General features: G+C 76.0%; 28 protein-coding genes and 2 tRNA genes. 13 read left to right on the top strand and 17 right to left on the bottom strand.

Translation table 11 applies throughout. The annotated features are described in order from the left end of the window. Positions 1-9: 9 nt before the first annotated feature. Genes DQ241_RS17885 through DQ241_RS17870 form a run of 4 tightly spaced genes read left to right on the top strand, consistent with a single transcriptional unit; the run spans position 10 to position 5,565 of the window. Complete coding sequence (locus tag DQ241_RS17885) at positions 10-1,335, top strand: lipopolysaccharide biosynthesis protein (protein ID WP_233492534.1); 1,326 nt, start codon at positions 10-12, stop codon at positions 1,333-1,335. Next, complete coding sequence (locus DQ241_RS17880; protein ID WP_113831561.1) at positions 1,332-2,456, top strand: GNAT family N-acetyltransferase; 1,125 nt, start codon at positions 1,332-1,334, stop codon at positions 2,454-2,456. Before DQ241_RS17885 ends, DQ241_RS17880 begins: the two co-directional genes overlap by 4 nt. Further along, complete coding sequence (asnB, locus tag DQ241_RS17875; protein ID WP_158545970.1) at positions 2,444-4,378, top strand: asparagine synthase (glutamine-hydrolyzing); 1,935 nt, start codon at positions 2,444-2,446, stop codon at positions 4,376-4,378. The genes DQ241_RS17880 and asnB overlap by 13 nt, the downstream gene beginning before the upstream one ends. Further along, complete coding sequence (locus tag DQ241_RS17870) at positions 4,378-5,565, top strand: glycosyltransferase (protein WP_113831559.1); 1,188 nt, start codon at positions 4,378-4,380, stop codon at positions 5,563-5,565. Before asnB ends, DQ241_RS17870 begins: the two co-directional genes overlap by 1 nt. Here the strand turns inward: DQ241_RS17870 and DQ241_RS17865 are convergent. From DQ241_RS17865 to DQ241_RS17840, 6 genes are all read right to left on the bottom strand, one after another. Further along, complete coding sequence (locus tag DQ241_RS17865; RefSeq protein WP_113831558.1) at positions 5,535-6,629, bottom strand: glycosyltransferase family 4 protein; 1,095 nt, start codon at positions 6,627-6,629, stop codon at positions 5,535-5,537. The genes DQ241_RS17870 and DQ241_RS17865 overlap by 31 nt on opposite strands. Positions 6,630-6,734: 105 nt before the next feature. Then, entirely contained in the window at positions 6,735-6,935 is a 201-nt protein-coding gene (locus tag DQ241_RS17860; protein ID WP_113831557.1) for a hypothetical protein, read from the bottom strand. A gap of 113 nt (positions 6,936-7,048) precedes the next feature. Further along, positions 7,049-8,185, bottom strand: a complete 1,137-nt coding sequence (locus DQ241_RS20690; RefSeq protein WP_158545969.1) for an OmpA family protein — start codon at positions 8,183-8,185, stop codon at positions 7,049-7,051. Positions 8,186-8,427: 242 nt separating this feature from the next. Next, positions 8,428-8,500: transfer RNA gene (locus DQ241_RS17850), tRNA-Arg, on the bottom strand. A gap of 20 nt (positions 8,501-8,520) precedes the next feature. Next, positions 8,521-8,609 (bottom strand) — tRNA-Ser (locus DQ241_RS17845). A gap of 79 nt (positions 8,610-8,688) precedes the next feature. Beyond that, a complete protein-coding gene (locus DQ241_RS17840) occupies positions 8,689-9,897 on the bottom strand; it encodes an MFS transporter (RefSeq protein ID WP_113831555.1) in 1,209 nt (402 codons plus the stop codon). 107 nt (positions 9,898-10,004) lie between these two features. Here DQ241_RS17840 and DQ241_RS17835 point away from each other — a divergent pair, with 107 nt between their 5' ends. The 7 genes from DQ241_RS17835 (at position 10,005) to DQ241_RS17795 (ending at position 16,961) form a co-directional block, all read left to right on the top strand. After that, complete coding sequence (locus DQ241_RS17835; protein ID WP_113831554.1) at positions 10,005-10,535, top strand: CGNR zinc finger domain-containing protein; 531 nt, start codon at positions 10,005-10,007, stop codon at positions 10,533-10,535. A 171-nt stretch (positions 10,536-10,706) separates the two neighbouring features. Further along, a complete protein-coding gene (locus tag DQ241_RS17830) occupies positions 10,707-12,140 on the top strand; it encodes a phosphatase PAP2 family protein (protein ID WP_199584711.1) in 1,434 nt (477 codons plus the stop codon). 136 nt (positions 12,141-12,276) lie between these two features. After that, the gene (locus tag DQ241_RS17825) at positions 12,277-12,825 is read left to right on the top strand and encodes a nuclease-related domain-containing protein (protein ID WP_158545968.1); all 549 of its coding nucleotides are present in this window, start codon (positions 12,277-12,279) and stop codon (positions 12,823-12,825) included. Between the two features lie 157 nt (positions 12,826-12,982). Further along, positions 12,983-13,531, top strand: a complete 549-nt coding sequence (locus DQ241_RS17820; RefSeq protein ID WP_113831552.1) for a DoxX family membrane protein — start codon at positions 12,983-12,985, stop codon at positions 13,529-13,531. Beyond that, positions 13,528-14,577, top strand: a complete 1,050-nt coding sequence (locus DQ241_RS17815) for a PHP domain-containing protein (protein WP_199584726.1) — start codon at positions 13,528-13,530, stop codon at positions 14,575-14,577. Before DQ241_RS17820 ends, DQ241_RS17815 begins: the two co-directional genes overlap by 4 nt. A gap of 169 nt (positions 14,578-14,746) precedes the next feature. After that, positions 14,747-16,192 (top strand): hypothetical protein, encoded by a 1,446-nt coding sequence (locus DQ241_RS20685; protein ID WP_158545967.1) that lies wholly within the window; start codon positions 14,747-14,749, stop codon positions 16,190-16,192. Positions 16,193-16,316: 124 nt separating this feature from the next. Further along, a complete protein-coding gene (locus DQ241_RS17795; RefSeq protein WP_147252402.1) occupies positions 16,317-16,961 on the top strand; it encodes a sugar transferase in 645 nt (214 codons plus the stop codon). Positions 16,962-17,556: 595 nt separating this feature from the next. Here DQ241_RS17795 and DQ241_RS17785 read toward each other — a convergent pair. Both DQ241_RS17785 and DQ241_RS17780 read right to left on the bottom strand, forming a co-directional pair. Then, entirely contained in the window at positions 17,557-18,108 is a 552-nt protein-coding gene (locus tag DQ241_RS17785; protein WP_147252401.1) for a phosphatase PAP2 family protein, read from the bottom strand. Positions 18,109-18,183: 75 nt separating this feature from the next. Beyond that, positions 18,184-18,570 carry a hypothetical protein gene (locus DQ241_RS17780; protein WP_113831546.1) on the bottom strand — a complete coding sequence of 129 codons (387 nt, stop codon included), beginning with the start codon at positions 18,568-18,570 and terminating at the stop codon, positions 18,184-18,186. A 99-nt stretch (positions 18,571-18,669) separates the two neighbouring features. Between DQ241_RS17780 and cysC the strand changes: the two genes are divergently transcribed. Beyond that, positions 18,670-19,671: an adenylyl-sulfate kinase gene (gene cysC / locus DQ241_RS17775; protein ID WP_113831545.1), complete on the top strand. Its 1,002-nt coding sequence runs from the start codon at positions 18,670-18,672 to the stop codon at positions 19,669-19,671. Between the two features lie 27 nt (positions 19,672-19,698). On the opposite strand, the gene DQ241_RS17770 is transcribed toward cysC, so the two are convergent. The 4 genes from DQ241_RS17770 to DQ241_RS17755 all read right to left on the bottom strand — a co-directional run bounded on the left by DQ241_RS17770 (position 19,699) and on the right by DQ241_RS17755 (position 22,456). Beyond that, entirely contained in the window at positions 19,699-20,124 is a 426-nt protein-coding gene (locus DQ241_RS17770) for a VanZ family protein (RefSeq protein WP_158545966.1), read from the bottom strand. Then, positions 20,121-20,876, bottom strand: a complete 756-nt coding sequence (locus tag DQ241_RS17765; RefSeq protein ID WP_113831544.1) for a 3'(2'),5'-bisphosphate nucleotidase CysQ — start codon at positions 20,874-20,876, stop codon at positions 20,121-20,123. Before DQ241_RS17765 ends, DQ241_RS17770 begins: the two co-directional genes overlap by 4 nt. A gap of 50 nt (positions 20,877-20,926) precedes the next feature. Continuing rightward, positions 20,927-21,802, bottom strand: a complete 876-nt coding sequence (locus DQ241_RS17760) for a hypothetical protein (RefSeq protein WP_113831543.1) — start codon at positions 21,800-21,802, stop codon at positions 20,927-20,929. An 84-nt stretch (positions 21,803-21,886) separates the two neighbouring features. After that, a complete protein-coding gene (locus tag DQ241_RS17755) occupies positions 21,887-22,456 on the bottom strand; it encodes a hypothetical protein (RefSeq protein WP_113831542.1) in 570 nt (189 codons plus the stop codon). A gap of 62 nt (positions 22,457-22,518) precedes the next feature. Between DQ241_RS17755 and DQ241_RS17750 the strand changes: the two genes are divergently transcribed. Beyond that, positions 22,519-23,085 carry a response regulator transcription factor gene (locus DQ241_RS17750; protein ID WP_113831541.1) on the top strand — a complete coding sequence of 189 codons (567 nt, stop codon included), beginning with the start codon at positions 22,519-22,521 and terminating at the stop codon, positions 23,083-23,085. A 48-nt stretch (positions 23,086-23,133) separates the two neighbouring features. On the opposite strand, the gene DQ241_RS21315 is transcribed toward DQ241_RS17750, so the two are convergent. The 5 genes from DQ241_RS21315 to DQ241_RS17730 all read right to left on the bottom strand — a co-directional run bounded on the left by DQ241_RS21315 (position 23,134) and on the right by DQ241_RS17730 (position 25,985). Beyond that, entirely contained in the window at positions 23,134-23,262 is a 129-nt protein-coding gene (locus DQ241_RS21315) for a hypothetical protein (RefSeq protein ID WP_255411001.1), read from the bottom strand. 137 nt (positions 23,263-23,399) lie between these two features. Next, positions 23,400-24,242: an NAD(P)-dependent oxidoreductase gene (locus DQ241_RS20680; RefSeq protein ID WP_158545965.1), complete on the bottom strand. Its 843-nt coding sequence runs from the start codon at positions 24,240-24,242 to the stop codon at positions 23,400-23,402. Beyond that, positions 24,239-25,234: a dTDP-glucose 4,6-dehydratase gene (gene rfbB, locus DQ241_RS17740; protein WP_113831540.1), complete on the bottom strand. Its 996-nt coding sequence runs from the start codon at positions 25,232-25,234 to the stop codon at positions 24,239-24,241. Before rfbB ends, DQ241_RS20680 begins: the two co-directional genes overlap by 4 nt. A 157-nt stretch (positions 25,235-25,391) precedes the next feature. Continuing rightward, the gene (locus tag DQ241_RS17735) at positions 25,392-25,721 is read right to left on the bottom strand and encodes an ElyC/SanA/YdcF family protein (protein WP_255411004.1); all 330 of its coding nucleotides are present in this window, start codon (positions 25,719-25,721) and stop codon (positions 25,392-25,394) included. A 27-nt stretch (positions 25,722-25,748) separates the two neighbouring features. Continuing rightward, on the bottom strand, positions 25,749-25,985 hold the full coding sequence (locus tag DQ241_RS17730; RefSeq protein WP_113831538.1) for a hypothetical protein: 237 nt from the start codon (positions 25,983-25,985) through the stop codon (positions 25,749-25,751). Positions 25,986-26,334 lie beyond the last annotated feature (349 nt).

The following is a 26,334-nucleotide window of genomic DNA, read 5'->3' as shown; positions in this document are numbered from 1 at the left end:
GGTGGCGCCGTGACGTCGGTGTCCGACGAGGCCGTCCGCCAGACCGCGCCCTCACCCCCACCGCGCCGCGGGCAGCGGCTGCGCCCGCTCCTGCGCGGCCTGCAGCTCCCGGCGTGGTCGGCCGTGCAGATGGCCGTGCAGATGGGGGTGGCCCTGCTCTCGGCCCGCTGGCTCGGGCCCGGGGACCGCGGCGACCTGGTCCTGGCCACGACCGTCGCGACCCTCATGCTGCTGGTCAGCAGCCTCGGTGCCGGTCAGGCGTCGCACGTGGTGCTGGCCGAGCCCGGGCGGTGGTGGACGTGGTCCCGCTACCTGCGGCTGGCCGCCCTGCTGACCGTGCCGCACGTGCTGCTGAGCGCGACGGTGGCGCTCGCCGTCCTGCTGCGGTTGTCCACCGGTGACACCGCCCTGGCGGTGCCCTTCGTCGTCTACTCGGCCACCGCGCTGAGCGCCCACCTCCTGCGCGAGGGCCTGCACGGCCTGGGCCGGCACCGCACGACGATGGCCATCGACGTCTCCGCCGCGGCCCTCCAGCTGCTGGCGATCGCCGGCCTGCACGCCACCGGGCAGCTCACCCCGGGGTCGGCGCTGTACGCCGGGGCGGCCTGCTACGCCGGCGCCATCACGGCGCAGGTGCTGGTCGGGTACGCCGCCGATCCCCTCGCGCGGGGACGGGCACCGCTGGCCGCCGGGGAGTGGTGGTCCGAGGCGCGCGGCTACCTGCGCCTGAGCCGGGTGGCGCTGGTGGCCGCCGCCGGTCAGTCGTTCGTCGTCATCGGCGACCGGCTGGTGCTGGGCGCGGCCGGCTCCCCGGCGGAGGTGGGCATCTACGCGGCGGCCTCCTCCCTCGCCCAGATCTCCTGGGTGGCCCCGGTCGCGCTCGCCCCCATGCTGACCCGCCGGGTGGCGGAGGCCGGCACGCTCGATCCGTGGCGCCACCTGTACCTGCGGGTCATGGCGCTCACCGCCGTCCTGGCCGTGGCGGTGGCCGGCGCGGGCTGGGTGGCGATCCCGTTCCTGCTCGGCGACACGTTCACGCCGGCGCGCGACGTCCTGCCGGTGCTCTGCGCGGCGGCGCTGCCCTATGCCAGCTACCACGTGGACTCCGCGGCGTGCGCCGGTCTGCGGGACCTGCGCGCGGGGGCGGTGGGCGCCCTGGCCGGCTGCCTCGTCCTGGTGGCGACCGCGACCGGGGGCTACCAGCTGCTCGGGACGGCCGGGATCGCGTGGGGCGTGCTCGTCACCTACGTCGTGATGGCGGCGATCGTGCGCTGGCGCACTCTCCGCCTCCGGGACCGCACCGCGGGTGCGCTGCAGGGAAGGGATCTGCCATGACGGCGGCGACCGTCGTGCGGAGCGTCGGCGACGTGACCGTCGTCCCGGCGAGCCGGTGGGACGAGGTGGTGGCGGAGCTCGGGGGGCGGGACACGTACCTGCTGGCCGCCTACCACGATGCGTCGGCCGCGCTGGAGCCGCCGGGCACCCACCCGGTCCTGCTCCGCGTCCGGACGGCCGGGGGTGACCTGGCGCTCCCCCTGCTGCTGCGCCCCCTGCCCGGCGGCGGCGGGTGGGACGCCACCACCCCCTACGGCTACGGCGGTCCCGTGTCCCCGCACCGTGTGGCGGGGTGGGGGCCGGCGCTGGACCGGTGGGCCCGGGCCAACGGGGTGGTCACGACCTTCCTCCGGCTGCACCCGCTGCTGGAGAACACCCAGCTGGTCCCGCCCACCGCCGACCTGGTGGAGCTGGGCTCCACGGTGGCGTGGGACGTCTCGCGCGGACGCGACCTGCGGCAGCACATGCACCCGCACCACCGGCGGGCGGCCCGCAAGGCGGAGCGGGCAGGTCTCGACCTCGCGGTGCGCACCGCCCCGGGCCCGCTGGAGGAGTTCCGGAAGCTGTACGACACCACCATGCGCCGCCAGGAGGCCGCGCCGTTCTTCTTCTTCCCCGACGAGTACTGGACCCGCCTACAGCAGCACGAGGCCGACCTCGGGACCGTGCTCGTGGAGGGCCGGCTGGACGGCGAGCTGGTCGCGGCCCTCCTCTGCTTCACGCACGGCCCGTGGCTGCACTACCACCTCGGCGGATCGGCCGACATCGCCCGCACCATCGGGGCCTCCAACGCCTGCTTCCTCGCGGGTGCGGAGTGGGCGCAGGCGCACGGGTTCACCGGCTTCCACCTGGGGGGCGGCGTGGGGGGACGGTCGGAGTCCTCGCTGTTCGTCTTCAAGCGGCGCTTCGAGCCCGACGGCGCGCTGCGGACCTTCCACGTCGCCAAGCTCGTGCACGACCCGGACCGCTACCGGGAGCTGACCGGCACCGTCTCCACCGACGGCTTCTTCCCGCCCTGGCGGGCCTCCGCGAACACCCCCCGCCCCGCCGGCGACGACCGCGAGCGGAACCGTTCCGCGATCCCGACGACCTCGTTACGGTCCGCGTCGTGTGCGGGATAGCGGGGGTGGCGGGAGCCCTGGTGCAGGGCTCCGCCGAGGCCCTGGACCACCGGATCAGCGCGGGCCTGGCTGCCCTGCGGCACCGCGGCCCCGACGGTGAGGGCAGGTGGGCCGATGCCGGGCTCGGTGTCGCGCTCGGGCACCGACGGCTGGCCATCATCGACCTCTCCACCCACGCGGCCCAGCCGATGGCGACCGAGGACGGCCGGCACGCGGTCTCGTTCAACGGCGAGATCTACAACTACCGGGAGCTGCGCGCCCGGCTCGAGCAGCGGGGCGAGCGCTTCACGACCAGCTCCGACACCGAGGTGCTGCTGCTGGCCTGCCGGGCCTGGGGCCCGGTGGAGACGGCCCGGCGGGCCCGCGGCATGTTCGCCTTCGCCTACGTCGACGGTCCGCGCCGCCGGATGTGGCTGGTCCGCGACCGCTTCGGCGAGAAGCCGCTGTACTGGACCCACCACGAGGGGTCGGTCGTCTTCGCCAGCGAGCTGAAGGCCCTCGTGGCGGTGACCGGGCACCGCCCCGCCCTCGACCACGCCGCGCTGGCCGGTTTCCTCGCCCGCAGCGCCGTGCCGCAGCCGGCGACGATCTACGAGGACGTGCGGCAGGTGCCCGCCGGGGCGGCGCTGTGCGTCGAGCTCGGTGAGCGGATCGGCGCGGAGGACATCGGCCTGCAGGTGCACTGGGACGCGGTGGGCGAGGCGGTGCGCGCCCGGATGGAGCCCTTCCGCGGCTCGCTGGACGACGCGGTCGCCGCCGTGCACGAGCGGCTGCGCGAGAGCGTGCACCGGTCGACGGTCAGCGACCGGCCGGTCGGGGCGTTCCTCTCCGGCGGGATCGACTCCACCGTGGTGACCGCGCTGATGCAGGAGGTGTCCGACCAGCCGGTCCGCACCTTCACGATCGGCTTCGACGACCCCGACGTCGACGAGTCGTCCTACGCGGCGGCGGTCGCCTCGGCGCTGGGCACCAAGCAGACGACGGTGTCCCTGTCCGCCCAGGACGTCCTCGACGTCGTCCCGCAGCTGCCGACCATGTACGACGAGCCCTTCGCGGACCCCTCGCAGCTGCCCACCCACCTGGTCGCCCGCGTGGCCCAGGCCGACGTCACGGTGGCCCTGTCCGGCGACGCGGGCGACGAGCTCTTCGGCGGGTACAACCGGCACATCACTTCCCAGCGGCTCTACGGTCCGCTGACCCGGGTGCCGCGCGGGGTGCGCGGTGCGGCGGGCCGCGCCGCGCTGGGGCTCAGCCCCGCCGCCTGGGACGCCGTGGGCCGGGCGGGTCTGCGGCGCGGGCCCACCGGGGGCCTCGGTCCCCGGGTGCACAAGCTCGGGGCGATCGCCGGCTTCACCGACGCCCGCGACCTCTACGACAAGCTGACCTCGGTCACGCCCCGCCGCTACGTGCTGGGCGGGGTCCCGCCGCAGCCGCCGCGGCTGCCCTCGCTCGGCACCCCGGCCGAGTCCTTCATGCTGGCCGACGCGATCGGCTACCTGACCGACGACATCCTCGTGAAGGTCGACCGGGCGGCCATGGCCGTCTCGCTGGAGACGCGGATCCCGATGCTGGACCCCTCGGTCTACCGGCTGGCCTGGTCGCTGCCGCTGGAGCACAAGCTGGCCGGCGGGGTCGGCAAGCTGGTGCTCCGGCGGCTGCTGGGCACCGTCCTGCCCGCCGAGCTGGTGGACCGGCCCAAGATGGGGTTCGGCCCCCCGCTCGGCGACTGGCTGCGCGGGCCGCTGCGCGCCTGGGCCGACGACCTGCTGACGCCCGCGACGCTGCGGCGGCAGGGCCTCCTGGACGCCGACGCGGTGCGGGCGACGTGGGAGCGGCACCGCAGCGGGCGGCGCGACCACACGAACGAGCTGTGGAACCTGCTGGTCTTCCAGGGCTGGCTGACGCAGTGGCGAGGAGCCTGATGACGGGTCTGCGCAGGTCCCGGGAGCGGAGCACCGGCCGCCCGGGCCGCATCGTGTACGGCATCACCGTGCCGGAGTCGTCGGCGACGCTGCTGCGGGGCCAGCTGGGCTGGTTCCGGGAGCAGGGCTGGGACGTGCACCTGGTCACCTCCCCCGGCGGCCCGCTCGAGACCGTGCGGGAGCGGGAGCAGGTGACGGTGCACCCGCTGCCCATGGCCCGCGACATCGACCTGCGCCAGGACCCGCTGGCGCTCGTCCGGTGGATCCGGCTGCTGCGCCGGCTGCGGCCGGACGTGCTCAACGTGGGGACGCCGAAGGCCGGCCTGCTGGGCAGCATCGCCGGGTGGGTGACCCGGGTGCCCCGGCGGGTCTACATCATGCGCGGGCTGCGGCTGGAGAGCACCCGGTCCCGGCTGCAGCTGGCCGTGCTCTGGCTCGCCGAGCGGCTGACGGTGCTGCTCGCGACCGACGTCGTCTGCGTCAGCCACAGCCTGCGCGACGAGGCGGCCCGCTGGCGGCTGTTCGGGCGCCGGGACGTGCCGGTGGTCATCGCCCAGGGCAGCAGCAACGGCGTCAACCCCGAGCGCTGGGACCCCGGGCTGGCCGCCGTCGACCGCGAGGCGGTGCGCGAGGAGTGGAAGGTGGCTCCCGACGACCTCGTCGTCGGCTTCGTCGGGCGGATCTCCTTCGACAAGGGCGTGCAGGACCTCCTGGCGGCCTTCCGCTCGCTCGACGACGTCCCCGTCAAGCTGATGCTGCTCGGCCCGGTGGAGGACGAGGAACTGGGCGCCGCGCTGGCGGACCTGGGGACCAACGCGATCCGGGTCGACGCCTGGACGTTCGACCCGTACGAGGCCTACGCCGGCATGGACGTGTTCTGCCTGCCCACCCGGCGCGAAGGGTTCCCCAACGTGGTGCTCGAGGCCGCGCTCGCCCAGGTGCCGACCATCACCACCACGGCGACCGGGGCGCGCGACTCGGTGGTCCCCGGGGAGACCGGCTGGCTCGTCGAGACCGGCGACGTGCCGCAACTCGTCGCGGCCATCCGGGCGTGCGAGCGGGACCGGGAGGGCGTCCGCGCGGCCGGCAAGGCGGCCCGGGAACGGGCCCTGCGCGACTTCCGACCCACCACCATCTGGTCGGGGCTGCAGGACATCTACCTCAGGGGTTCGGCCGGGGCCTCCTGATCCGGCGTCCACGCCGTCGGCTCCTCCGGCAGCCGCAGCGCGCGGCGGAAGGCGGGCGCCCACGCCGCGTAGCTGTAGTGCTCCTCTACCGCCCGCCGGGCAGCGCGGCCGCGGGCCCGGCGGGCCGCCTCCGGAGCGGTCAGCACCTCGACGAGCGCGTCGACCCAGTCGTCGGCCTCCGAGGCGGCCCACCCGTCGAGCTGGCGCACCACCTCGGCGTTCACGCCGACCGGTGAGGCGACCGCCGGCAGCCCGGCGGCGCCGTACTGCAGCAGCTTGTACGCGCACTTGCCGCGGGTGAACGGGGTGTCCGGCAGCGGCATGAGACCGCAGTCGGCCTGCGCCAGCAGCGCGTCGGTGCGCGGGCCGTCCCACTGCACGCGGTCGGTGATGGTGTCGAGCTCGCCCAGGGGGCGGTCGCCGGCGCTCACCACGGTGAGCCGTGCGCCGGTGCGCCGGTGCACCTCGAGCAGGGCCGGTGCCACCGCCTCCAGGTACCGCTCCGTCGACGGGGAGCCCACCCAGATCAGCCGGGGCTCGGGCCCGACCGCGTACTCCTGCTTCATCGGGTAGGCGTCCGGGTGGACGCAGCTGGGGATGACCTGCACCTCGCGCGCCAGCCCGGCCGCGGCGTCGGCCAGGTGCTGGTTCCCGGCGATGACCAGGTCGGCGGCGCGCACGGCCGGCGCCCAACCGGCGCCCTCGCCGAAGAACCGGTGGATGCCGCCGCGGTCGTCGGCGTGCAGGGCGTCGTCGAAGTCGTAGACGCCCCAGCCGGCCCGGCGCAGCAGCGCGGCCTCGAGGCGACCTCCGGTGAACGGGCCCATCGAGCGCGACACCAGCAACCGCTCGGGCGGCGGGCCCGATCGGAGACGTCGCAACCGCCGCTCGGCCCGGAGCACCTCCCGGGGGCGGCGGAGGAGGGTGCCCGGCCGGACGTTCGCCGTCCCGATGTAGTCCAGCACCTCGGCCTGCAGGCCGAGGACCGAGAGCCACTCGAGGACCCGCACCCGGCTGCTCGCCCCGGTGGGCCCGTAGGACGACGCCACGACCAGCCCCGTCATCGGCCACCTGCCGGGGATCGCCTGCGCACGCGGTCACTGTAGGGGCGACCCGGGCGCTGGTGGACGGTTCCGCGCCTGCCGGATCGGGCCTCGTCCGGCCGCGGATCAGCCGCCGCTGCGCGGGCCCGCGGGCGTCCGACGGCGGGAGGTCTCGCCCGCGCCGGGCCGCACCCGCCAGGTCGGCCAGGCGGGGCGGCGGCGCCGCTCGTCGGCTCGATCAGCCGCCCGCAGGGCGCGCCCGAGCAGGAAGGCGGCCAGCAGGACGACGGCCGGCCACGCGATCGCCAGCCAGAGGATCCAGTTCACGGCGCCCCCTCGTCGTCCGGCCCCGGAGGGCCGTGGCGAGGGAGCCTACCCAGCGCAGCCGCGCGATCACCCTCGGGTCCCGCCCCGTCCGCCCGTGCGGGTGAGGCGTCCGCTCAGCAGGTCACCGGGGCCGAGAAGGTGATCGTGATGGTGCGGTTCGCCGCGGCCGCGATCGGGTCGAGGTCGCCCGTCGCGGTGCGTTCCTCGATCCGCCCGGGGAACTCGCTGCCCAGCCCGACGACGGTGAGCTGCTGCTGCGGCACCTTGAACTCCAGCCACAGGTTCGCCACCGCCTGCGCCTGGAGGTAGCTGAGCATCATCTGCTCGGCGGGATCGCGCAGCGCCGCCGTCGTCCCGCGCAGCACGGCCGACAGCTGACCGGCCAGCATCTGGTCGGCGATCGGCTTCAGGATGCGCTCGGCCGTCTCCGGGTCGAACCAGCTGTCGGTGTCGTGGTGGAACGCCAGCTCGCCGCCGGTGATGGTCATCGTCGTGCCCGTGCAGCTGTACCCCGGCGGCACCGCCACGGAGCTCACCGGCGGCAGGTCGCCCGCGGGCGGTCCGTCCCCCGCCCCGGGCTCGGCCGCGACGTGGGTGGCGCCCGCCGTCGTCGCGATCGTGGTCCACAGCTCCTGGAGCTGGGCGCGGCGGATCGGGGTGAGCGCCGGCTGCGGCTCGGCGGTTACACCCAGCCCGACGAACTGGACGGACAAGCCGCTGAGGTTGGGCAGCTGATCGGTCTTGCCCAGCGCGTCGGCGACCTCCTGCGGCACGGCGTCGAGCAGGTCGGCTCGCCGGAAGTCCAGCGCTCCCGCGGTGGACAGCCCTGGGTCGAGGACCAGGATCCGGCGGTGCCCCGGCTCCTGCCGGATGCTGTCGGCCGCCACCCGGAGCGCCCCCAGGAGATCGGTCTCCGGCGTCCGGGGTCGTGCGGCGGTGACCGCCTCCTCGAGCTGCTGCCGGTTGCCGGCCCGCTGCTCCGTCGCGTCGTCCCCGCTCACCGCCAGCACCCCGCTGGCAGCCACGTACGGCGCGCCGTCGGCGACGACGACGGAGAACGCCGACTGCTGGGAGACCGCCTGGTCACGCGCGGCGGCGGCGGGCCCGGTGAGGTCGGCGGCCGGCGCGGCGGCGTGCGCGCCGACCACCACGGCGAGCGCGCCGCCGGCTACGTCACGCGGGACGGTCGTGTCGGCGGTGGCATCACCCCCGCAGCCGGACAGGCCGGCGACGAGCAGAGCTGGGACCACGGCGGCTGCGGCTCGGCGCAGCCTGGTGAACCGGCCCAACGGACACCTCCTGGGGACTCCGGCGAGCCCCTCCCCCGTGAACACGCACGCACACTTCCAGCGTGGACCGTAACCAGAAGACTCCGCTCTGCCTACCGGTTCCGTCTCCGCGTGGATCCGGATGACGTGCCGGCCGGCCGGGACGACGAAGCGGCCCCGCACTTCCGTCGAAGTGCGGGGCCGCTCGGTGTCTCAACCAGACGTGCACCCGAAGGGATTCGAACCCCTAACCTTCTGATCCGTAGTCAGATGCTCTATCCGTTGAGCTACGGGTGCCTGTGTTCAGTTGTCCTGCGCGGAGGCTCCGGGATTTGAACCCGGGATGGGGATTAACCCAAACCGCATTAGCAGTGCGGCGCCATAGACCGGACTAGGCGAAGCCTCCCGGGGTCCGAGTTCCCTCGTAACCGCCGACGGAGAGACTACCAGCGCCCCCGGGCGGGTTCCGCCCGGGGGGCCTGTGGTCACGCCGCGACCGGATCCCGCCGCTCGGCCCGCCCGACGGCGGCGCGACGGCCGGGCACGAGGGTGATGGCCACGGCCGCGGCCGCACCCAGGGCCGCCAGGGCCAGGCTGCCGCTGACCCCGGCCGGGCTCTCGATGAGCGCGCCACCGACCGCCGCACCCACCGCCGAGGCGCCGACGGTGATGGTGGACAGCCAGGTGAACGCCTCGGTGGTCGCGTGCTGCGGGGCGATGGAGCCCACCAGGGTGTTCTGCACGGTGAGGGTCGGCGCGATCGCCGTCCCGCCGAGGAAGAGCAGCGCGCCGAGCGCCCACGGGCTGGAGACCCAGGCCAGCGGGGCCAGGCCGATCGTGACGCCGAGCAGCAGCAGCCGGTACTGGCGGGGCAGCGAGATGCTGAGCACCCGGGCCCCGAACCACAGGCCGCCGATCGTCGAGCCCAGCGCCCACACCGCGAGCAGCAGCCCCGACATGCCGGGCGCGCCGATCTGGTCGGCGAAGGCCGGGACGGCGACCTCCAGCGCCCCGAAGCCCAGCATCAGAGCCGAGCCGCTGACCAGCACCCGCGGCATGCCGGGGGCGAGCACGGTCGAGAACATGCGGCTGCTCACGCCGACCGACGGCACGTAGGCGCGGGTGGCCGCCGAGGCGGCGATGCCGATGGTGCCGGCGACGGCGAGGCCGCCGGCGAGGGCCACCGCCACGGCGGGCGCGGTGGCCACGGCGAGGACGGCGACCAGCGACGGGCCGACGACGAAGACCAGCTCGGTCGCCGTGGCGTCCAGCGCGTAGGCGGTCGGCCGGATGCGGGCGTCGACCCGCGACCACAGGGCGCGCACGGTGCCGGAGACCAGCGGCGTGGCGGCACCGGCGGCGGCCGAGGCGGCGACGACGGCGCCGGTCGGGGCGCCACCGAGGACGACGGCGATCAGCAGGGCGAGCAGCACCGGGTAGGCGGCGGCCTGCGCCAGGAGCACCGGGCGCGGGCCACGGCGGTCGGCCACCCGGCCCAGGACTGGGGCCATGACCGCCGACGCGATGCCCAGGGTGGCCGCCGCGAGCCCGGCGATCGCGTAGGAACCGGTCTGCTGCTGCACCATGAGCAGCAGCGCGAGCGGCACCATGGACGAGGGCAGGCGACCGGCGAACCCGGCGATCAGCAGGACGGGAGCGGACGGAAGCCGCCAGACAGACAGGTACGCACGCACGGACGAGCTCGTTTCACACACACTTGCGGGGAAGGGAATCGGTAGGCGGTCAAGGCTCGTTGACCCCCTACGTATTCCGACGCTAGCACGGATCAGTAGGGAGTCACATGGACTACGACACCTACGGGTCAACTGCGGTCGAGCTGGCCATCGAGCTGGCGAACACCGATCGCGAGGACCCGGAGTGGGCTCGTGCCTTCCTGGGCTCCCACGACGAGTGGTTCACGCCGGGGACGTCGTTCGAGCTGTCGCCCGGTGAGGCGCACAGGGCCGCCGTCGCCGCCGACCTGATCCGCGCCGTCGCGCTGGCCGAGTCGCAGCCCGACGTCCTGACCCGGCTCAACGAGCTGCTGGCGCTGGCCCGGCCGCGGCCGTACGCCACCGACCACGACGGTCCGCTGCACCTGCACTACGCGCGCCCCGACGCACCGGCGCTCGAGCAGCTGACGACGACGGTCGCGATGGGGCTGTCGCAGGTCGTGGTCCAGCACGGGTGGCAGCGGCTGGGCGTCTGCTCGGCCGAGGGGTGCGACGACGTCTACGTGGACACCTCGCGCAACGCCAGCCGCCGGTACTGCTCGAACACCTGCGCCAGCCGATCGACCGTCGCCGCCTACCGGGCCCGCCAGAAGGCCTGAGCCGCAGACGTCGGCCCGCCGGACGCACTCGACCTCGCGGTGCGGCAGCCGAGCGCGCGGTCGACCGCGAGGCCGGCTGCGATCCCGCGCGGACGACGCCCGCCCGCAGGGTTCCCCGGAACGGGTGCGCGGCACGGCGGGCGGGCGCCGGCTCGCGTTACCGTCCGCGCCGTGGCCCTCCCCCGTGACCTCGACGCGCGCCTGCACGCGCTCGTCGGAGGTCTGCCCACCTCGCCGGCCGACCGGTGGCTGCGCCGGCTCTCCCGCGCCGCCGACAAGGGCAAGCTGTGGGTGGTCGTGGCCGCGCTGCTCGCCACCCGCCGCGGGGCCCTCCGCCGGGGTGCCGTCCGGGGCGCCGGCTCGATGGCGATCACCAGCGCGGTCGTCAACGCCGTCCTCAAGCCCGTCTTCCGGCGCGGCCGGCCGCAGACCGGGGGGATCAGCGCCGACCGGCTGCTGCGCCGCCCGCCGACGTCGACGTCGTTCCCCAGCGGGCACTCCGCCTCGGCCGCCGCGTTCGCCACCGGCCTGGCGATGGAGGTCCCGCTCGCCGGCGCCGCGCTGGCCCCGCTCGCGCTGACCGTCGGCTACTCCCGCGTGCACGTGGGCGTCCACTACCCGGGCGACGTCGTCGCGGGCCTCGCCGTCGGTGCCGGCGTGGCGGCGGCCACCCAGCACTGGTGGCGGGTGCGGCCCACGGAGCCGGCGCGGGTGCGGCAGGCGCACGAGGCCCCCGCGCTCCCCGAGGGCGAGGGGCTGGCGGTCGCGGTGAACCCGCGCTCCGGCCCCGACGACTACGACCCCGCCGAGGACATCCGCCGCCTCCTCCCCCGCGCCCGCGTGCTGGAGCTGACCGAGCAGGCCGGCGTCGCCGAGCTGCTGGGAGCGGCGGCGCGGGACGGCGCACGGGCGCTCGGTGTGGCCGGTGGCGACGGCAGCGTCGCCGCCGCGGCCGCCGTCGCCCTGGAGCACGGCCTGCCGCTGGCGGTCATCCCCGCCGGCACGCTCAACCACTTCGCCCGCGACGTCGGGCTGATCACCCCGCAGGACGCGGTCGACGCGGTGCTCGCCGGGGAGGCGGTGACCGTCGACGTCGCCGAGGTCAACGGCACGCCGTTCCTCAACACGTCGAGCATCGGCGCCTACCCCGACATGGTCCGCCGCCGCGACCGGCTCAGCGGCCGGCTGGGCAAGTGGCTGGCGCTGACCGTGGCCGCCGCCCAGGTGCTGCGCACCGGCACCCCGCTGCAGCTGGAGGTCGACGGCCGGCCGCTGCGGGTGTGGATCCTCTTCGTCGGCAACTGCCTCTACACCCCGCGCGGGCTCTCCCCCGCCTGGCGGCCGCGGCTGGAGGACGGCCTGCTCGACGTCCAGTACCTGCGCGCGGACCTCCGCTTCGGCCGCACCCGCGCGGTGCTGGCCACGCTCCTCGGGGTGAGCGAGCACAGCCGCAGCTACGGCAAGTTCACCGCGCGCGAGCTGCGGGTGCGGTCCGGCTCCGGTCCGCAGCGGGTCGCCTTCGACGGCGAGATGGGCGCCGCGGCCACCGAGTTCCTCTTCCGCAAGCGCCCGCCGCTCACCGTGTACTGCTGCCGGTCGGCCTGAGGCGACCCGGGCCGCTCGACGCCCGGCCGTCACCGAACGTAGCGGCGCGAACCCGTGGTGACCGGGTCCGGGACGGCGCTAGCTTCCCGGGCATCGCACCGGCTCGTCGAATGGCTGGACCATGACGCAGACAACCGTGAGGGCCCTGACCGACGACCGGGTGGACGCGGGGGCGTCGAGCTCCCTGCGCGCGATCGCGGCAGCGGCGGCCCGCGTCCACGCGTGGGCGGCGGGCAACGAGGCGCGGCGCCGCACCGCGCACGCGCTCCGGGACGTGGCCCGGACCGGCTGGGACGTCGACCACGACGTGCGGCTGCCGGGCGGCCAGCGCATCGACCACCTGGTCGCCGGGCCCAGCGGCCTCTTCCTGCTGGCCAGCAGGGCGTGGCAGGGAGTCGTGACGGTCGACCACAAGGGCGCCACGATCACCCCGGTGCACGATCCCGCGGCGGCGTGGACCGCCCGGGGCGCGCACCGGTCCCTCCCGGCCACCGCCTCCACCGTCGTGCGGGCGCTGTCCACCACCACCGGCGGTCACCTGCCCCCGCCCCGTCCGGTCGTCGTCGTCTGGGCCGTCTTCCCGGAGCAGGTGACCGTCTGCGCGGGCGTGTCCTACGTCGCCGGCGAGCACCTGGTCGACTGGCTGGTGGCCCAGCCCTCGGCCCACCGGGCGCGCGACGAGTAGCCCCGTCCCCGGAGCGCGCGGGGGCGGACCCGTCCCGCACCGCCGGGGAGCGGAGCCGCCCGGTGATCACTACGGTCGGCGGCGGGGATTGCCCGGACGATCTTCCGGGCAGTGCACGACCCGACGCCCACCGAGGTCCAGAGGGAAAGAGGTCACCATGCTGGTACGCCGGATCGCCCGGCCCCTGCTCGCCGCCCCGTTCGTCTACGGCGGCATCAGCACCCTGCGCAAGCCGCAGGACCGCGTCCCGGGCGCGCGCCCCGTGGTGGAGAAGATCGCCGACACGGCGGACAAGCAGTTGCCCGTGCAGGTGCCCAAGGACGTCCAGCAGTGGGTGCAGGCCGACGCCGCCATCAAGGTCGCGGCCGGCTCGCTCTTCGCGCTCAACAAGCTGCCCCGCCTCACCGCGCTCGTCCTCTCGGCCTCGGTCGTGCCGACGACGCTGGCCGGGCACCGGTTCTGGGAGCACGACGACCCGACCGAGCGCTTCGGCCAGATCTCGAACTTCCTGAAGAACGCCGGTCTGCTCGGCGGCCTGCTGCTGGCCGCCGTCGACACCGAGGGCAAGCCGTCGGTCGGCTACCGCGCCCGGCGCGCGGCGCGCAAGGCCGCCGACGGCACCGAGAAGAGCTTCGCGAAGGCCCAGAAGCGCGCCGCCAAGGCGCAGAAGCAGGCCGAGAAGCGGATCAAGAAGGCCCGCAGCTGAGCACACCGCTGCCGCCCGCGGCCGCGCTCCGGAGGATCGCCTTCCTCCTGGAGCGCGCCCGCGAGCCCAGTTACCGGGTGCAGGCCTTCCGCACCGCGGCGGCGGTCGTCGACGGCCTCGACGAGGGCCAACTCGACCTGAAGATCCGCACCAACACGCTCAAGGACCTCAAGGGCGTGGGCCCCAAGACCGCCGCCGTCATCGTGCAGGCGCACCAGGGCCGGGTCCCCGAGTACCTCGCCACGCTCGAGCAGGACCTCGCCGAGCTGGTGCCCGCCGCCGACGACGTCGCCGAGTTCCGGGCCGCCCTCAGGGGCGACCTGCACGTGCACTCGGACTGGTCCGACGGCGGCAGCCCGATCCGCGAGATGGCGGAGTCGGCGATGGCGCTCGGCCACGAGTACATGGCGCTCACCGACCACTCGCCCCGGCTCACCGTCGCGAACGGGCTGAGCCCCCAGCGGCTGGAGGAGCAGCTCGACGTCGTCGCCGCGCTGAACGAGGAGCTGGCCCCGTTCCGGATCCTCACCGGCATCGAGTGCGACATCAACGTCGACGGCAGTCTCGACCAGACCGACGAGCTGCTCGGCCGGCTCGACGTCGTCGTCGCCAGCGTGCACTCCGACCTGCGCGCGGACGCGACGGCCATGACCGAGCGGATGCTGCGCGCGGTGGCCAACCCGCACACCGACGTCCTCGGGCACTGCACCGGCCGGCTGGTCATCGGCCGCCGGCAGCGCAACGGCACGCAGAAGCCGCGGCCGGAGAGCGTCTTCGACGCCGAGGCGGTGTTCGCCGCCTGCGTCGAGTTCGGGACGGCGGTGGAGATCAACTCCCGCCCCGAGCGGCTGGACCCGCCGCGCCGGCTGCTCCGCCTGGCCGTGGAGCTGGGCTGCGAGTTCGCCATCGACACCGACGCGCACGCCCCCGGCCAGCTGGACTGGCAGGGCAACGGCTGCGAGCGGGCGGTCGAGTGCGGCGTGGATCCCGATCGCGTGATCAACACCCGGACCGCCGACGACCTGCTCGGCTGGACCGGCGCTTAGCCGCTCCACCCGGCACCACCATTCCGGAACCGCGGTGGTGCGCGACTACTCAGCGTGACAGCAGGCCGGGAGCCGGCTCCGCGAGGCGCGTAGTGGTTGCCCCGTCCCACCCGTGTGGTCCAGCGTGCGCTAGCAGGGCGCAGCAGTGCGCCCGGGGAGGACCTCCACGATGGCGGGTGACGACGGCGGGGCGGACCGTGCCGTCGCGCTGCGCGGGCTCCCCCTCCGCGTGCCCCTGGTGCTCCTGCTCCTGACCTGCGCCTGGCTTCTGCTCGGTGCGCTGTCCGGCAACGCCCGCGCGGAGACCGGCGGCGGCTCGGCGGCCGCCCCGCCCGGCCTCACCACCGCGCCGGGCCAGGCCACCGCCCCCGGCCAGGCCACCGCCCCCGGCCAGGCCACCGCCCCCGGCCAGGCCACCGCCCCCGGCCAGGCCACCGCCCCCGGCCAGGCCACCGCCCCCGGCCAGGCCACCGCCCCCGGCCAGGCCGGGGCGCCGTCCGGCACCCCCGCCGCGCAGCCGGCCTCCGCGTCGCAGTCCGGCCAGGAGCGGGCCGAGCCCTGGGCCGCGGAGACGGCCGCCCCGCCTCCGCCGAGCAGCGCGACGCCCGCTCCCCGACCGCCGGCGGCGACGGACCGGCCCGCCGGGGCGGCGCAGTCCGCACCCCCGCCCCCGCCGGCGCCGGTCCCGCACACCCCGGATCCCGTCCCCGCACCACCCCCGGCCGACGGCGCCGGGACGAGCTCCCCCGATCCGGGGGCCGGCTCAGCACCCGGCCCGCGCCCGAGCCCGCGCCCGAGCCCGCCGACCAGCGACCCCCGGCCGGCTGACGAGGCGCCCGCTCCCGCTTCGGGCAGCACGACGGGCAGCACGACGGGGACCACGACCCCGGCCACGACGACGACCGGGGCGGACGCACCGACGGGGAACGGGACCGCACCGGCGACGACGACGGCACCGGCGGAGGGCACCGCCACCGACCCCACCGCGCCCGCCACCGACCCCACCGCGCCCGCCACCGACTCCACCGCCCCGGCCACCGACTCCACCGCCACCACGACCGGCTCCACCGCTGCGGCCGAGTCGACCGCGGCCGCGACCGGGTCCACCGCCGCCGCAGCCGGGCCCACCGCCCCAGCGGCCGGATCCGGCGTCCCGGCCGCTGCGGTCAACGCGACCCCGGTGGGCGGCCCGACGGTGGACCGGCCGATGAGCACGTCGCCGCACGGCCCCCCACCGGTCGACGGCCCGGACCGGCGCACGGGGGCAGCCCTCCCCGGTGCCGCTCCCGTCCGTGCCACGACGCACCCGGCCGCAACCGCCGCTCCGGCATCGGCCCCGCCTCCGCTCCCGCTGCCCCCACCACCGCCTCCCCCGCCGGCAGGCTCTGGCCCGGCCGCACCGGTGGCCCCGGCGCACTCGCCGAACGCGCCCGGCGGCGGGTGCACCGGCTCCGCTGCCGGCGCCTCCGGTCAGGGCGGCGGCGTGGACCACGAGCTCGCCGTCACCGCGGGAACCCTGAACGCCACGCTCACCCGCGCGCAGGCGCGAATGCTCGGGCTGCTCTCCGGTCCGGCCCTGAGCTGCGACCACCAGCCGGGGACCCGGCCCGACTGACGGCCGGTCGCGTCGCGCAGCCCTGCGCGCGCCACCTCCGCCAGCGCACACGTCGCTGCCCGGCCGGTGCGGCCGGCTCCGTCAGCCCGTGTGCATCCCCCGCACCTTCGAGGACTTGATCGTGATGAGGCATTCCACGTCCCTGCACCGCGCGCTCGGCCACGGGGCGGGCGCGCCGGCTCCGCGCGTCCGGATCCGCGCCGGGGAACTGACCGGCACCTCTTCCGGCGGCACGCCGCCGCCGCAGCCGGAACCGCCGACCGACCCCGCGGGACGCCGCAACCCCAGGCGGTCCCGCACGCTGGTCGGTGCCGTCGCGGCCGTCGCAACGGCGGGCGCGCTCGCCTGGAGCGGGCTCCCGCTGGCAGCGCTGCTCGTCCTGCTCACGGCCGCCGTCGCTCTCGCGCTGGCGCGGGTCGGGCGGGCACCCGGACGCGGACGGGACGCGGTCGGCGCCCTCGACCGCGCGATCGCCGTCCTGGTCGCCCTGCTGCTGCTCCCCGCGCTGGTCGCGATCGCCGCGGCGGTGAAGGTGACCAGCCGGGGCCCGGCGGTCGTCCGCCTGGCTCACCGGGGCCGCGACGGCGAGGTCGTCCTGCGCTCACGCTTCCGCACCGGCCCCGGGAACGGGCGTCACGGTCCGGTGGCGGCAGGCCCGGGCACCACTGCGTTCGGGGAGTTCCTGCGCCGCTCCGGCCTCGACGGGCTGCCCCGGCTGCTGGACGCGGCGCGGGGGGAGGTCCCGTTCCTGCGGCCCCGGCGGGGTTGACCACCCGGCGGCGTCCGGCCCAGCCGGCGGGGAAACGCTGGCGGAGGGCGACGAGCCGACGACGAGGCGGCTCCGACGCTCCGCTGCCGCCCAGCGGGACGGGATGCCGGCCGCGCTCGCGTTGTCGCCGCGCGGGCGGACGCCGCACACTGGCCATCCGGCAGCATGCGACTCTGGCTGCACCGTAGGGACGCTGATGTGATCGGGCGGCCTCAATGGATTGGGTGTGGATCGCGGCCCTGGCGTGGATGGCGCTCGCCCTCCCGCTAGCCCTCCTGACGGGGTGGTACCTCCGCCGCTCCGACGCGCGCGAGGAACGCCCCCGGCCCACGACGATGGCCGCGCCACCGGTCCGTGCCGCGCCACCGCTCCGCGCCGCGCCGCCGCCCCGCGCCGCGCCGCCGCCCCGCGCTCGCAGGGGCCGGGGCTCCGGTGGCCCGCTGCGCCGTGCCGTCCACCCACCGGCCGGCACCAGCCGGTCCGATCACCCGACGACCGACGACCACGCCGGTGCGGCCACCGCACCCGAACCCCGGAAGCGGTCGCCCCTGCACCGGCACCGCTGAGTCGTTCCGCCGCCGGCCGCGCGGGTGCCCTACGTCCGGGCGGCCCGGTCCGGGAGGGTGGAGCGGCGGTCGAGCAGGCGTGAGGCGAGAATCCCGAGGGCCGCGCCCAGCACCCAGCCGACCAGCACGTCGCTCAGCCAGTGCGCCCCCAGGTACACCATGCTGGCGCCGACCAGCAGCGTCCCCGCGACGAGGACCCCGGCGATCACCCGCCCGACGACGTCCGACCGGCGCAACCCCCAGAGCACGATGGGGACGGCCGCGCCGGCCGTGAGCGCAGCGATCGACGAGGGCATGGCGGTGCCGTCGGTGGGCACCAGGGCGAGGTCGCCGGGTGGGCGCGGCCGGCCGACGACCTCCTTGGCCCACTCCGCGATCGCGGTGGCCGCGACGGTCGCCACCAGCGCCGCGGCCACCGCGCCCCAGGCCCGGAAGATGCCGGCGAAGAGCAGCGCGACCACGAAGGCGGCCACGTAGGTGGCGGTCGGCTGGCCGGCGTCCATCAGGCCCGTGGCGAGAGCATCCGCCCATGCGGTGCGGTGGGCATCGATCGCTTCCAGCACGTCCAGGTCCCAACCCACGCCGCCGAGTATCGGTGGCGGCCGCCGCCCGGCCAACGCCTCCGCGCGCGGCGGCGGCCGGGCAGCGGCAGCGGCTCAGCCGCCGACGGGGATGTCGAGCGGCACGGCCAGGCGGCAGCGCAGCCGCAGGGCCAGGGTCTGCGGACCGTCCAGCGACGTGGTGTCGAAGAACGTCACCTCGTTCATGCGGCCGGCCAGGGGCATCACCCGCGAGTCGATCAGCGGCAGGGCGTGCCCCGCGGCGTCCTCCAGCCGGTAGGCCTGCCGCGCGCTGCAGACCGGGTCCCCGCTGGTCCACGGCCAGGAGAGGTGGAAGGCGATGCTCTCCAGCCACTCGGTGACCAGCAGGAGGTGCACCGGCGGCCCGGCCTCGGTGTCGATCGTGACGTCCGGCGCGTGCGCCCGCCGCAGGAGGCCGGCCTCGACCGGCCACAGGGCCGGGGGCGGGTCGAGCTGGGGCACGGAGAACCTCCGCTCCGGTGCACGGGGTTGCCGGTGCCAGGCTGTCGCACCCGCACCGGTGTGGCAACGGCTCCGGAGCCCACCTTGCAAGATGGGCGCATGGCATCGCGCGCACGGCTCGACGACGCCGCGGTCGCCGCGGTTGCCCGCTACGGGTTCGGCCTGGCCGGGCGCCCCCGCCTGCCCGAGGCGGAGGAGTACGAGGACGCGCAGGGCGTGCTGGTCGCCACCACGGAAGGCGGCGACCTCGCCGTCGTCGAGCTCCCCCGCTGGCGCAGCCCGGGTGCGGTGCGCGACCAGCTCGGGGGCACCTCCCCCGCCGCGTGGGTCGGCACGCCGCCGGACGACCACGCCGCTCTCCCTGACCGGGTGCTCGCGCTGCTCCCGGCCGCGGGCCTCTCCGCCGACTCCGGGAGCCTCGCGGCGCAGGCCGCCGCCTGGCAGCGGACCGGCCGCGACGTCGTCGTCGTCCACGTGCCGGTGACGCCGGGTGCTCCGGAGGTGCCGGCCGAGGAGCTCGCCGCCGCCTACGGGGCCAGGCTGATCGGCAGCCGGGTCGAGGGCAGCGGCGCCCGCACCGGCGGCCGGGTGGTCTTCTGCACCGGGCTCTCGGGCGCCGGGAAGTCGACGGTCGCGGCCCGCCTGGTGGAGCTGCTGGTCGAGGACGGCCGCACGGTGACCCTGCTGGACGGCGACGAGGTGCGCACCCACCTGTCGGCCGGCCTCGGCTTCTCCAAGCAGGACCGGGACACCAATGTGCGCCGGATCGGCTGGGTGGCCGCGCAGATCGCCAAGCACGGTGGCATCGCGGTGTGCGCGCCGATCGCTCCCTACGCCGACGTGCGGGCCGACGTCCGCCGCGAGGTGGAGGCGCAGGCCGGGCCCGGCAGCTTCGTTCTCGTGCACGTGGCGACGTCGCTGGCCGACTGCGAGGCCCGCGACCGCAAGGGCCTGTACGCCAGGGCGCGGGCCGGTGAGATCCCGCAGTTCACCGGGATCAGCGACCCGTACGAGACGCCGACCGACGCCGAGGTCACCGTGGAGACGGCGGGGCGGAGCGTCGACGAGTGCGCCCGCCAGGTCCTGGCCGCCCTCAGCTGAGCGGGGCGCCGCGCTCCGGACGTCGGGCTAGGCGTCAGGGACCCCGCCGTCCCGGTCGCGGGAACGTCGGACGGCGAGGAGCACCTGGTGGAGGACGACCCCCAGCAGGGCACCCGCCGAGTTGGCCGTGACGTCGAGGGCCGACGGCGTCCGCGCCGGGAGGAACACCGCCTGGGTCACCTCGATGCCGACCGAGGCGAGGACGCAGCCCACGAGGACGGCCAGCGGGTGAACCCGCGGGAGGGCCAGGCACAGCAGCAGCGCGAGCGGCACGAAGAAGACCACGTTGGCCAGCGGTTCGCCCACGCCGCGGCCGCTCCACGTGGCCGGGACCGTCTCGGCGAGCAGCGACCTCGCCCCGTCGGCCAGCCTGCGCTGCAGCGGGGAGAAGGCGAGGACCGCGACGACGACGAGGTAGCCGGCGAGGAGCACCCCGGCGCGGCGGGGCGTCACCGCGGCGGTCCCAGGCCCGCCAGCTCGGCCAGCAGCCGGTCGGCCAGCTCGGGCCGGCAGATCAGCAGGTCGGGCAGCCACGGGTCCGGTTGGTTGTAGCGCAGCGGGGAGCCGTCCAGCCGGCTGGTGTGCAGCCCCGCGGCGCGGGCGACGGCGACCGGAGCGGCGGAGTCCCACTCGTACTGGCCGCCGCCGTGCACGTAGGCGTCCGCCGTGCCGCGCACGACGGCCATCGCCTTGACGCCGGCCGAACCCATCGGCACCAGCGTGCCGTCGAGCCGGGCGGCGAGGTCCTCGACCAGCGCCGGCGGCCGGCTGCGGCTGACCGCCAGCCGGATCGGCCCCTCGACGGCGCCGGGCAGCACCGGGGGCTCACCGGTGCTGAGCACCACGCCCTCGGCCGGCAGCGCGACGGCACCGGCGGCCAGCTCGCCGTCGGCCCACAGCGCCACGTGCACCGCCCAGTCGCTGCGGCCGGGCTCGGAGAACTCGCGGGTGCCGTCGAGCGGGTCGACGATCCACACCCGCTCCGCGGTCAGGCGGGCGGCGTCGTCGGCCCCCTCCTCGGAGAGGACGGCGTCGCCGGGGCGCAGGAGGGCGAGCTGGTCGACCAGGAACCGGTGCGACTCGGCGTCCCCCGCGGCCTTGCGGGCCGCCGCGTCGGGCAGGTCGGCACGGCGGCGCACGACGAGGAGCAGCTCGCCGGCCGCGCGCGCCAGGGCGGCGGCGGTGTCGGAATCGGTCTGGGTCATGGCACGTCCGTCCGGGTCGGAGGCGCTCATCCTCCTGAACCGGGATGCCGTCAGCGGGAGAGGGGCCGGACGGCGGCGGGGACGTCGAGGGTCTCGGCGTCCGCGGCGCGGCGCAGCGCCCAGTCGGCCGGCAGCACCAGGCGCGGGGCGACGCCGATGAGCACGGCCATGAGGAACGAGACGGCGGCCAGGGCCTCGCCGGACTCCTCGAGGTAGGTGGCGGTCGCGGCCAGCCCGGAGGGCACGGCACCGGAGACGGCGGACAGCCCGACCGAGGCGACGGCGTAGAGCGCGAGGGTGCCGAGGACGCGGCGGCGGTCACGGCGCTCGGTGCGGCTGAGGAACCAGAGCCCGGCGACGGCGCCGAGCGCGAGGGCGGCGCTGACGGCGAACGCGCCGGCCTCGCCCACGGCGTCGCGGAGGGCCTGCATCCCGTCGGCGTGCACCGTGCCACCGGCCTTGACCGAGGCGATGAGCCCGCCGACGAGGGCGACGCCCAGCCACCACCCGCGGCGGCCGGACAGCCGGCCCGCACCGGCGACGGCGGCGAGCGCGGCGGCGGCGAAGACCGACGCCACGAACATGCGGGGCAGGGCGAAGGGCGCGTCCATGTCGAGGGCGCGGGCGAAGGGCCCGTCGAACTCGCCGAGCCGGACGGCGTAGCCGACGGTCATGAGCGCGACGGCGAGCCCGGCCAGCGCGATGCCGACGGGCGGCAGCGGAACGGCGCGGCGGCGGACCCGGGCGGCGACCGGGGCGGGTGCCGGGGCGGCGGCCAGGCCGGGCACGTCGGCGGTGGTGAGCTGGGTGTCCGAGCGCAGCTCGCGGCGGTCGGCGAGCCGGATCCCACGGCCCAGGACGACGCCGAACGTCACGGCGAGGACCAGCCACACCGCCAGCCCGCCGACCACCCATGCCCACACCACGTCCTGATCATCGGCAGGCAGGGGCCCGAACCTGAGACCACTCCGTCACGACGGGCCCGTGTCGCGCCCCAACCGACCCCCGCGTCACTCCGCTGCGGATCCCCTCCCGGGAGGCCAGGTCCAGGTGAAGCCCACGGTGACGCCCTGCATCTCGTCGACGAAGCGGTGCGCGGCGCAGTCGTGGTCGAGCGCCACCACCTCCGCGGCGCGGACCCGAGCGTCCGGGCCGTACCCGTCCCAGACGGCCCACCGCAGCTCCTCCGGCAGCCGCTCGGGCGAGAACTGCACCCGCATCTCCAGCCGCTCGACGCGGGATCGCGCGGCCCGCCGCACCTGGGGCGCGGGCGGCGAGCGCCACTCGAAGACGGTCTCGTACTCGAGGGAGGCCGTCTCCCCTGCGGCGATGGGCTGCGGGAAGACCAGGTCGACGGCGGTCAGCCCGTCGGGCTCGGTGCGCGGGGTGGCGGCTCGGGCGCCGCGGATCGCCGTCACCCGCGCCTCCCGGCTGTCGAACCGGAAGGTGTAGGCCCGCAGTCCGGGCCGCAGCGCGCGCAGGACGTGGACGGTGCGGTGCCGGCTCGGCAGCCCATCGGGGCCGAGCACGTGCCATTCGTGCAGGGAGACGGTGCGGTGCGCCGGCTCGGCGGTGGTCATGACGCCTCCGTCCTGGGAAGAGCGGGGTGCATGCCCGGGTTCGCGGTGGCACGGTACCGGGGATGAGGCACGGGCGGGGGCCGGAAGGGGACGGCGGCGCGCGGCTGCGCATCGCCGTCGTGGCCGCCGACGAGGGGCGCCGCCGTTCCCTGGCCACGGCCCTGCGCGCCCTGGACGGTGCCGACGCGGTCGCCTGGGCGGAGTCCGCCGAGCTGCTCGCCGTGCTCGGCACACGGGTCGACGTCTGCCTGTGCGCCGAGCCGCCGCCCCCCGCGATCGCGGCGCGGCTGCGGGAGCGGGGCTGCGCGGTGGCGGTGCTGCCGCCGGGCGGGGACCCGGTCGCCGTCGTGCGGACGGCGGCCGCCGGGGAGCCGACCCCGGCGCCGGTGCGGCCGAGGCTCGCACCGCGCCAGCGGGAGGTGCTGCTCGCCTACGTGTCGGGCAGCGACCTGGTGCCGACGATCGCCCGGCGGCTGGGCTTGGACGCCGAGACGGTCAAGACCCACCTGCGGCGGGTGCGGGCGAAGTACGCCCAGGCCGGGCGCCCGGCCCCCACGCGCCGCGATCTCTACGTGCGGGCGGTGGAGGACGGGCTGCTCGCCCCGCCGTCGGAGGGCGCCTGGGGGTGAGGACCGGGACCGGCCGGCGGGGTCAGGGCCGGCCGGTCCCGGTCCGGGCTACTGCCGGTCGGTGGACCGCGCGCGACGTTCGGCGTCGAGGGCCCGGCGGGCCGCGCGGATCTCGTCGGCGGAGAGCCCGGTCTCCTCGTAGAACTCGACCGCCGCGACCTCGTCCTGCACCGCCATGTCGTCCCCGTTCTGCCGCCCGGAGCCGGGTCCGCCCGGGAGCGGGCGGACCGTGGTGCAGCGAGTGGAACGTATGGGTCCGGAACTACCGGGCGCAGCCCCCGCGGTGTGCCTCACCGGGGGTACAACCGCGCAGGTCAGAGCGCGGCGAGGTACTCCCGCAGCGAGTCGCGCCAGTCGCGCGGCGCGAATCCGGTGGCCTTGATCCTGGCCAGGTCGAGGACGCTGTTGCGCGGCCGCGGCGCGATGCCGGTCTTGCCGGCAAAGTACTCCTCGGTGCTGACCCGCCCGACGTCGTCGGCGGAGCGACCGCGGGCGGCGAACACCTCGGCGGCGACGTCGGCCCACGAGACGGGGTCGCCGTCGCCGGTGAGGTTGTAGGTGCCGAACGGCGCCTGCGTGGTCACCAGGTGGTGAATGCCGGCGGCGAGGTCGTCGGCGAAGGTGAGCCGGCCGATCTGGTCGTCGACCACGTTCGGGCTGATGCCGCGGTCGGCCAGGCCGGCCATGGTGCGCACGAAGTTGCCGCCCTCGCCGACCACCCACGTCGTCCGGACGATGTAGTGCTTGGTGACGTGGCCGGCCTCGACGTCGCCGTCGGCCTTGCTCTTGCCGTAGACCGACAGCGGGTGGGCCGGCCAGTCCTCGGGGTGCGGGCCCTCGTGCTGCCCGTCGAAGACGTACTCGCTGGAGACGTGCACGAGGGTGGCGCCGCAGGTGCGCACCGCACGGGCCAGGTGGCCGACGGCGTCGACGTTGGCGGCGCGGACCGCGGTGAGGTTGGCCGGGTCCTCGGCGGCGTCGACCGCGGTCCAGGCCGCGGCGTTGAGCACGAGGTCGACGTCGGCCCACGGGTAGTCGCGGACGGCCTCCCGGTCGGTGACGTCCAGCTTCGACCGGTCGAGCGCGACGGCGTCGGGGAACTCCCGCTGCAGCGCCCGGCCGAGCTGGCCGTTGGCGCCGAGGATGAGCGCGGTCACTGGCCCTGGGCGGCGTAGGCCGCCTCGACCTGGTCCTTCTGCGGACGCCACCACGCCTCGTTCTCGCGGTACCAGTCCACGGTGGCGGCCAGACCGTCGCGGAACTCGGTGTAGCGCGGCGTCCAGCCCAGCTCGTCGCGCAGCTTCGACGCGTCGATCGCGTAGCGCAGGTCGTGGCCGACGCGGTCGGTGACGTGGTCGAAGGCGTCGGCCGGCTGGCCGGTGAGCTCGAGGATCAGCTGGAGCACCTCGAGGTTGTTCTTCTCGCCGTCGGCACCGATCAGGTAGGTCTCGCCGGAGCGGCCCTTCTCCAGGATGGTGTGCACCGCGGAGTTGTGGTCGTCGACGTGGATCCAGTCGCGCACGTTCTCGCCCTTGCCGTAGAGCTTGGGGCGCAGGCCGGAGAGCACGTTGGTGATCTGCCGCGGGATGAACTTCTCGACGTGCTGGTAGGGCCCGTAGTTGTTCGAGCAGTTCGAGATCGTGGCGTGGATGCCGAAGGAGCGCACCCACGCGCGGACCAGCAGGTCGGAGCCGGCCTTGGTCGAGGAGTACGGGCTGCTCGGGTTGTACGGCGTCTGCGCGGTGAACTTCGCCGGGTCGTCGAGCTCGAGGTCGCCGTAGACCTCGTCGGTGGAGATGTGGTGCAGCTTGATGCCGTGCTTGCGCACCGCCTCGAGGATCGTGAACGTGCCGATCAGGTTCGTCTGCAGGAACGGCGAGGGATCGCGCAGCGAGTTGTCGTTGTGCGACTCCGCGGCGAAGTGGACGACGACGTCGTGCCGCGCGGCCAGCTGGTCCACGAGGTCGGCGTCGGCGACGGAGCCGTGCACGAACTCGATGTCGTCGCGCACCGGGGCCAGGGAGGCCTCGTTGCCCGCGTAGGTGAGCGCGTCGAGCACGGTGACCTCGTGCTCGGGGTGCTCCCGCAGGGTCAGGTGCACGAAGTTGGCGCCGATGAAGCCGGCGCCGCCGGTGACGAGCATGCGCATCGTCGAGGAACCTCCGCTGTCGTCCTCCGGTGCGGTGACACCGCCCGGGTCCCGCCGTCTCGGCGGAATCGTCAGTGCCCGACGGTAGCCGGGCGCCGCGCCCGGCGGCGACTCGCCCGCAGAGCAGGGGCGGCGGTGGCCGGTGGGGCGAACGAGGTCAGCAGGCGTCCTGGACGGCGGCCTCCACCAGTCCGCCGAGCTCGTGGCCGATGTACTGCGCCCAGGTGGCGACCGACGCCTGCGGGTGCGCCGCCTTCACCGCGACGGCGGCGTCGGTGCAGCGCTCGACGAGCACGCGAGCGCGCGCCGGGTGGTAGCTGCTGGAGACGACGGTGACGCTGCGCCAGCCGTGCTCGTCGAGGAGCCGGCCGATCGCCCGCGCCTCGCCCTGGGTGGTCATCGGGTTCGGCTCGAAGCAGTGGACGGGGCGGTCGCCGGGGTTCGCGCAGAGCCGCCGCGCGGCGGCGTTGCCGGGCCCGGGCCCGATGGAGACCAGCAGCGGTTGCGCGCTCAGCTAGACCGGGTCGAGCGCGACCGGGAGCCGGTCCCGCTCCCCCGCGTGGACGACGACGACGTCGGAGCTCGCGGCCGCCGGCGACTCGGCCGGCGCGACGAAGACGGCGATCAGCAGCAGCGGGAGGAGGACGACGAACGGGCGGAGCCGGTGGGCCCGGCGGCCGTCGAGGCGGTCGGACCGGAAGGCGCGGAACGGCTCGGGCGCAGCCGGGGCCACGACGAGCTGGTCGTCCACGGCCGGCCGGGGACGCGGCAGGGTCGAGGGCGCCAGCTGGAGACGCTCGGCACCCTTCGTGACCGCAACGTCACAGTGTGGCTGCGAAGACACGGGACGGGCGGCGCGCACAGCGAGCGGAACCTCGGCGGCCCGGTGGTGCCGTCCCGTCCCACGCCCCCCGGGCCGCGCAGCAGTCCCAGCGCCGACCGCCGAGCCGAAATGTCTACCGCCGCGACGCTGCCTGCTGTCGGATGCGGGGTAGCAGCCTCGTACGGCAACACGGGCTCCCGAAGGATGGCGTGCGATGCGGATGCGGTTGGCCCGCCCTCGAACCGTTGTCGGCGTGCTGCTGCGACCGGTCCGGAGC

This window comes from Blastococcus sp. TF02A-30 (genome assembly GCF_003319185.1).
In the GTDB taxonomy this organism is placed as follows: Bacteria; Actinomycetota; Actinomycetes; order Mycobacteriales; family Geodermatophilaceae; genus Blastococcus.
The sequence above is the reverse complement of the archived record's forward strand: the minus strand, read 5'-3'. Positions and strand labels throughout refer to the sequence as shown.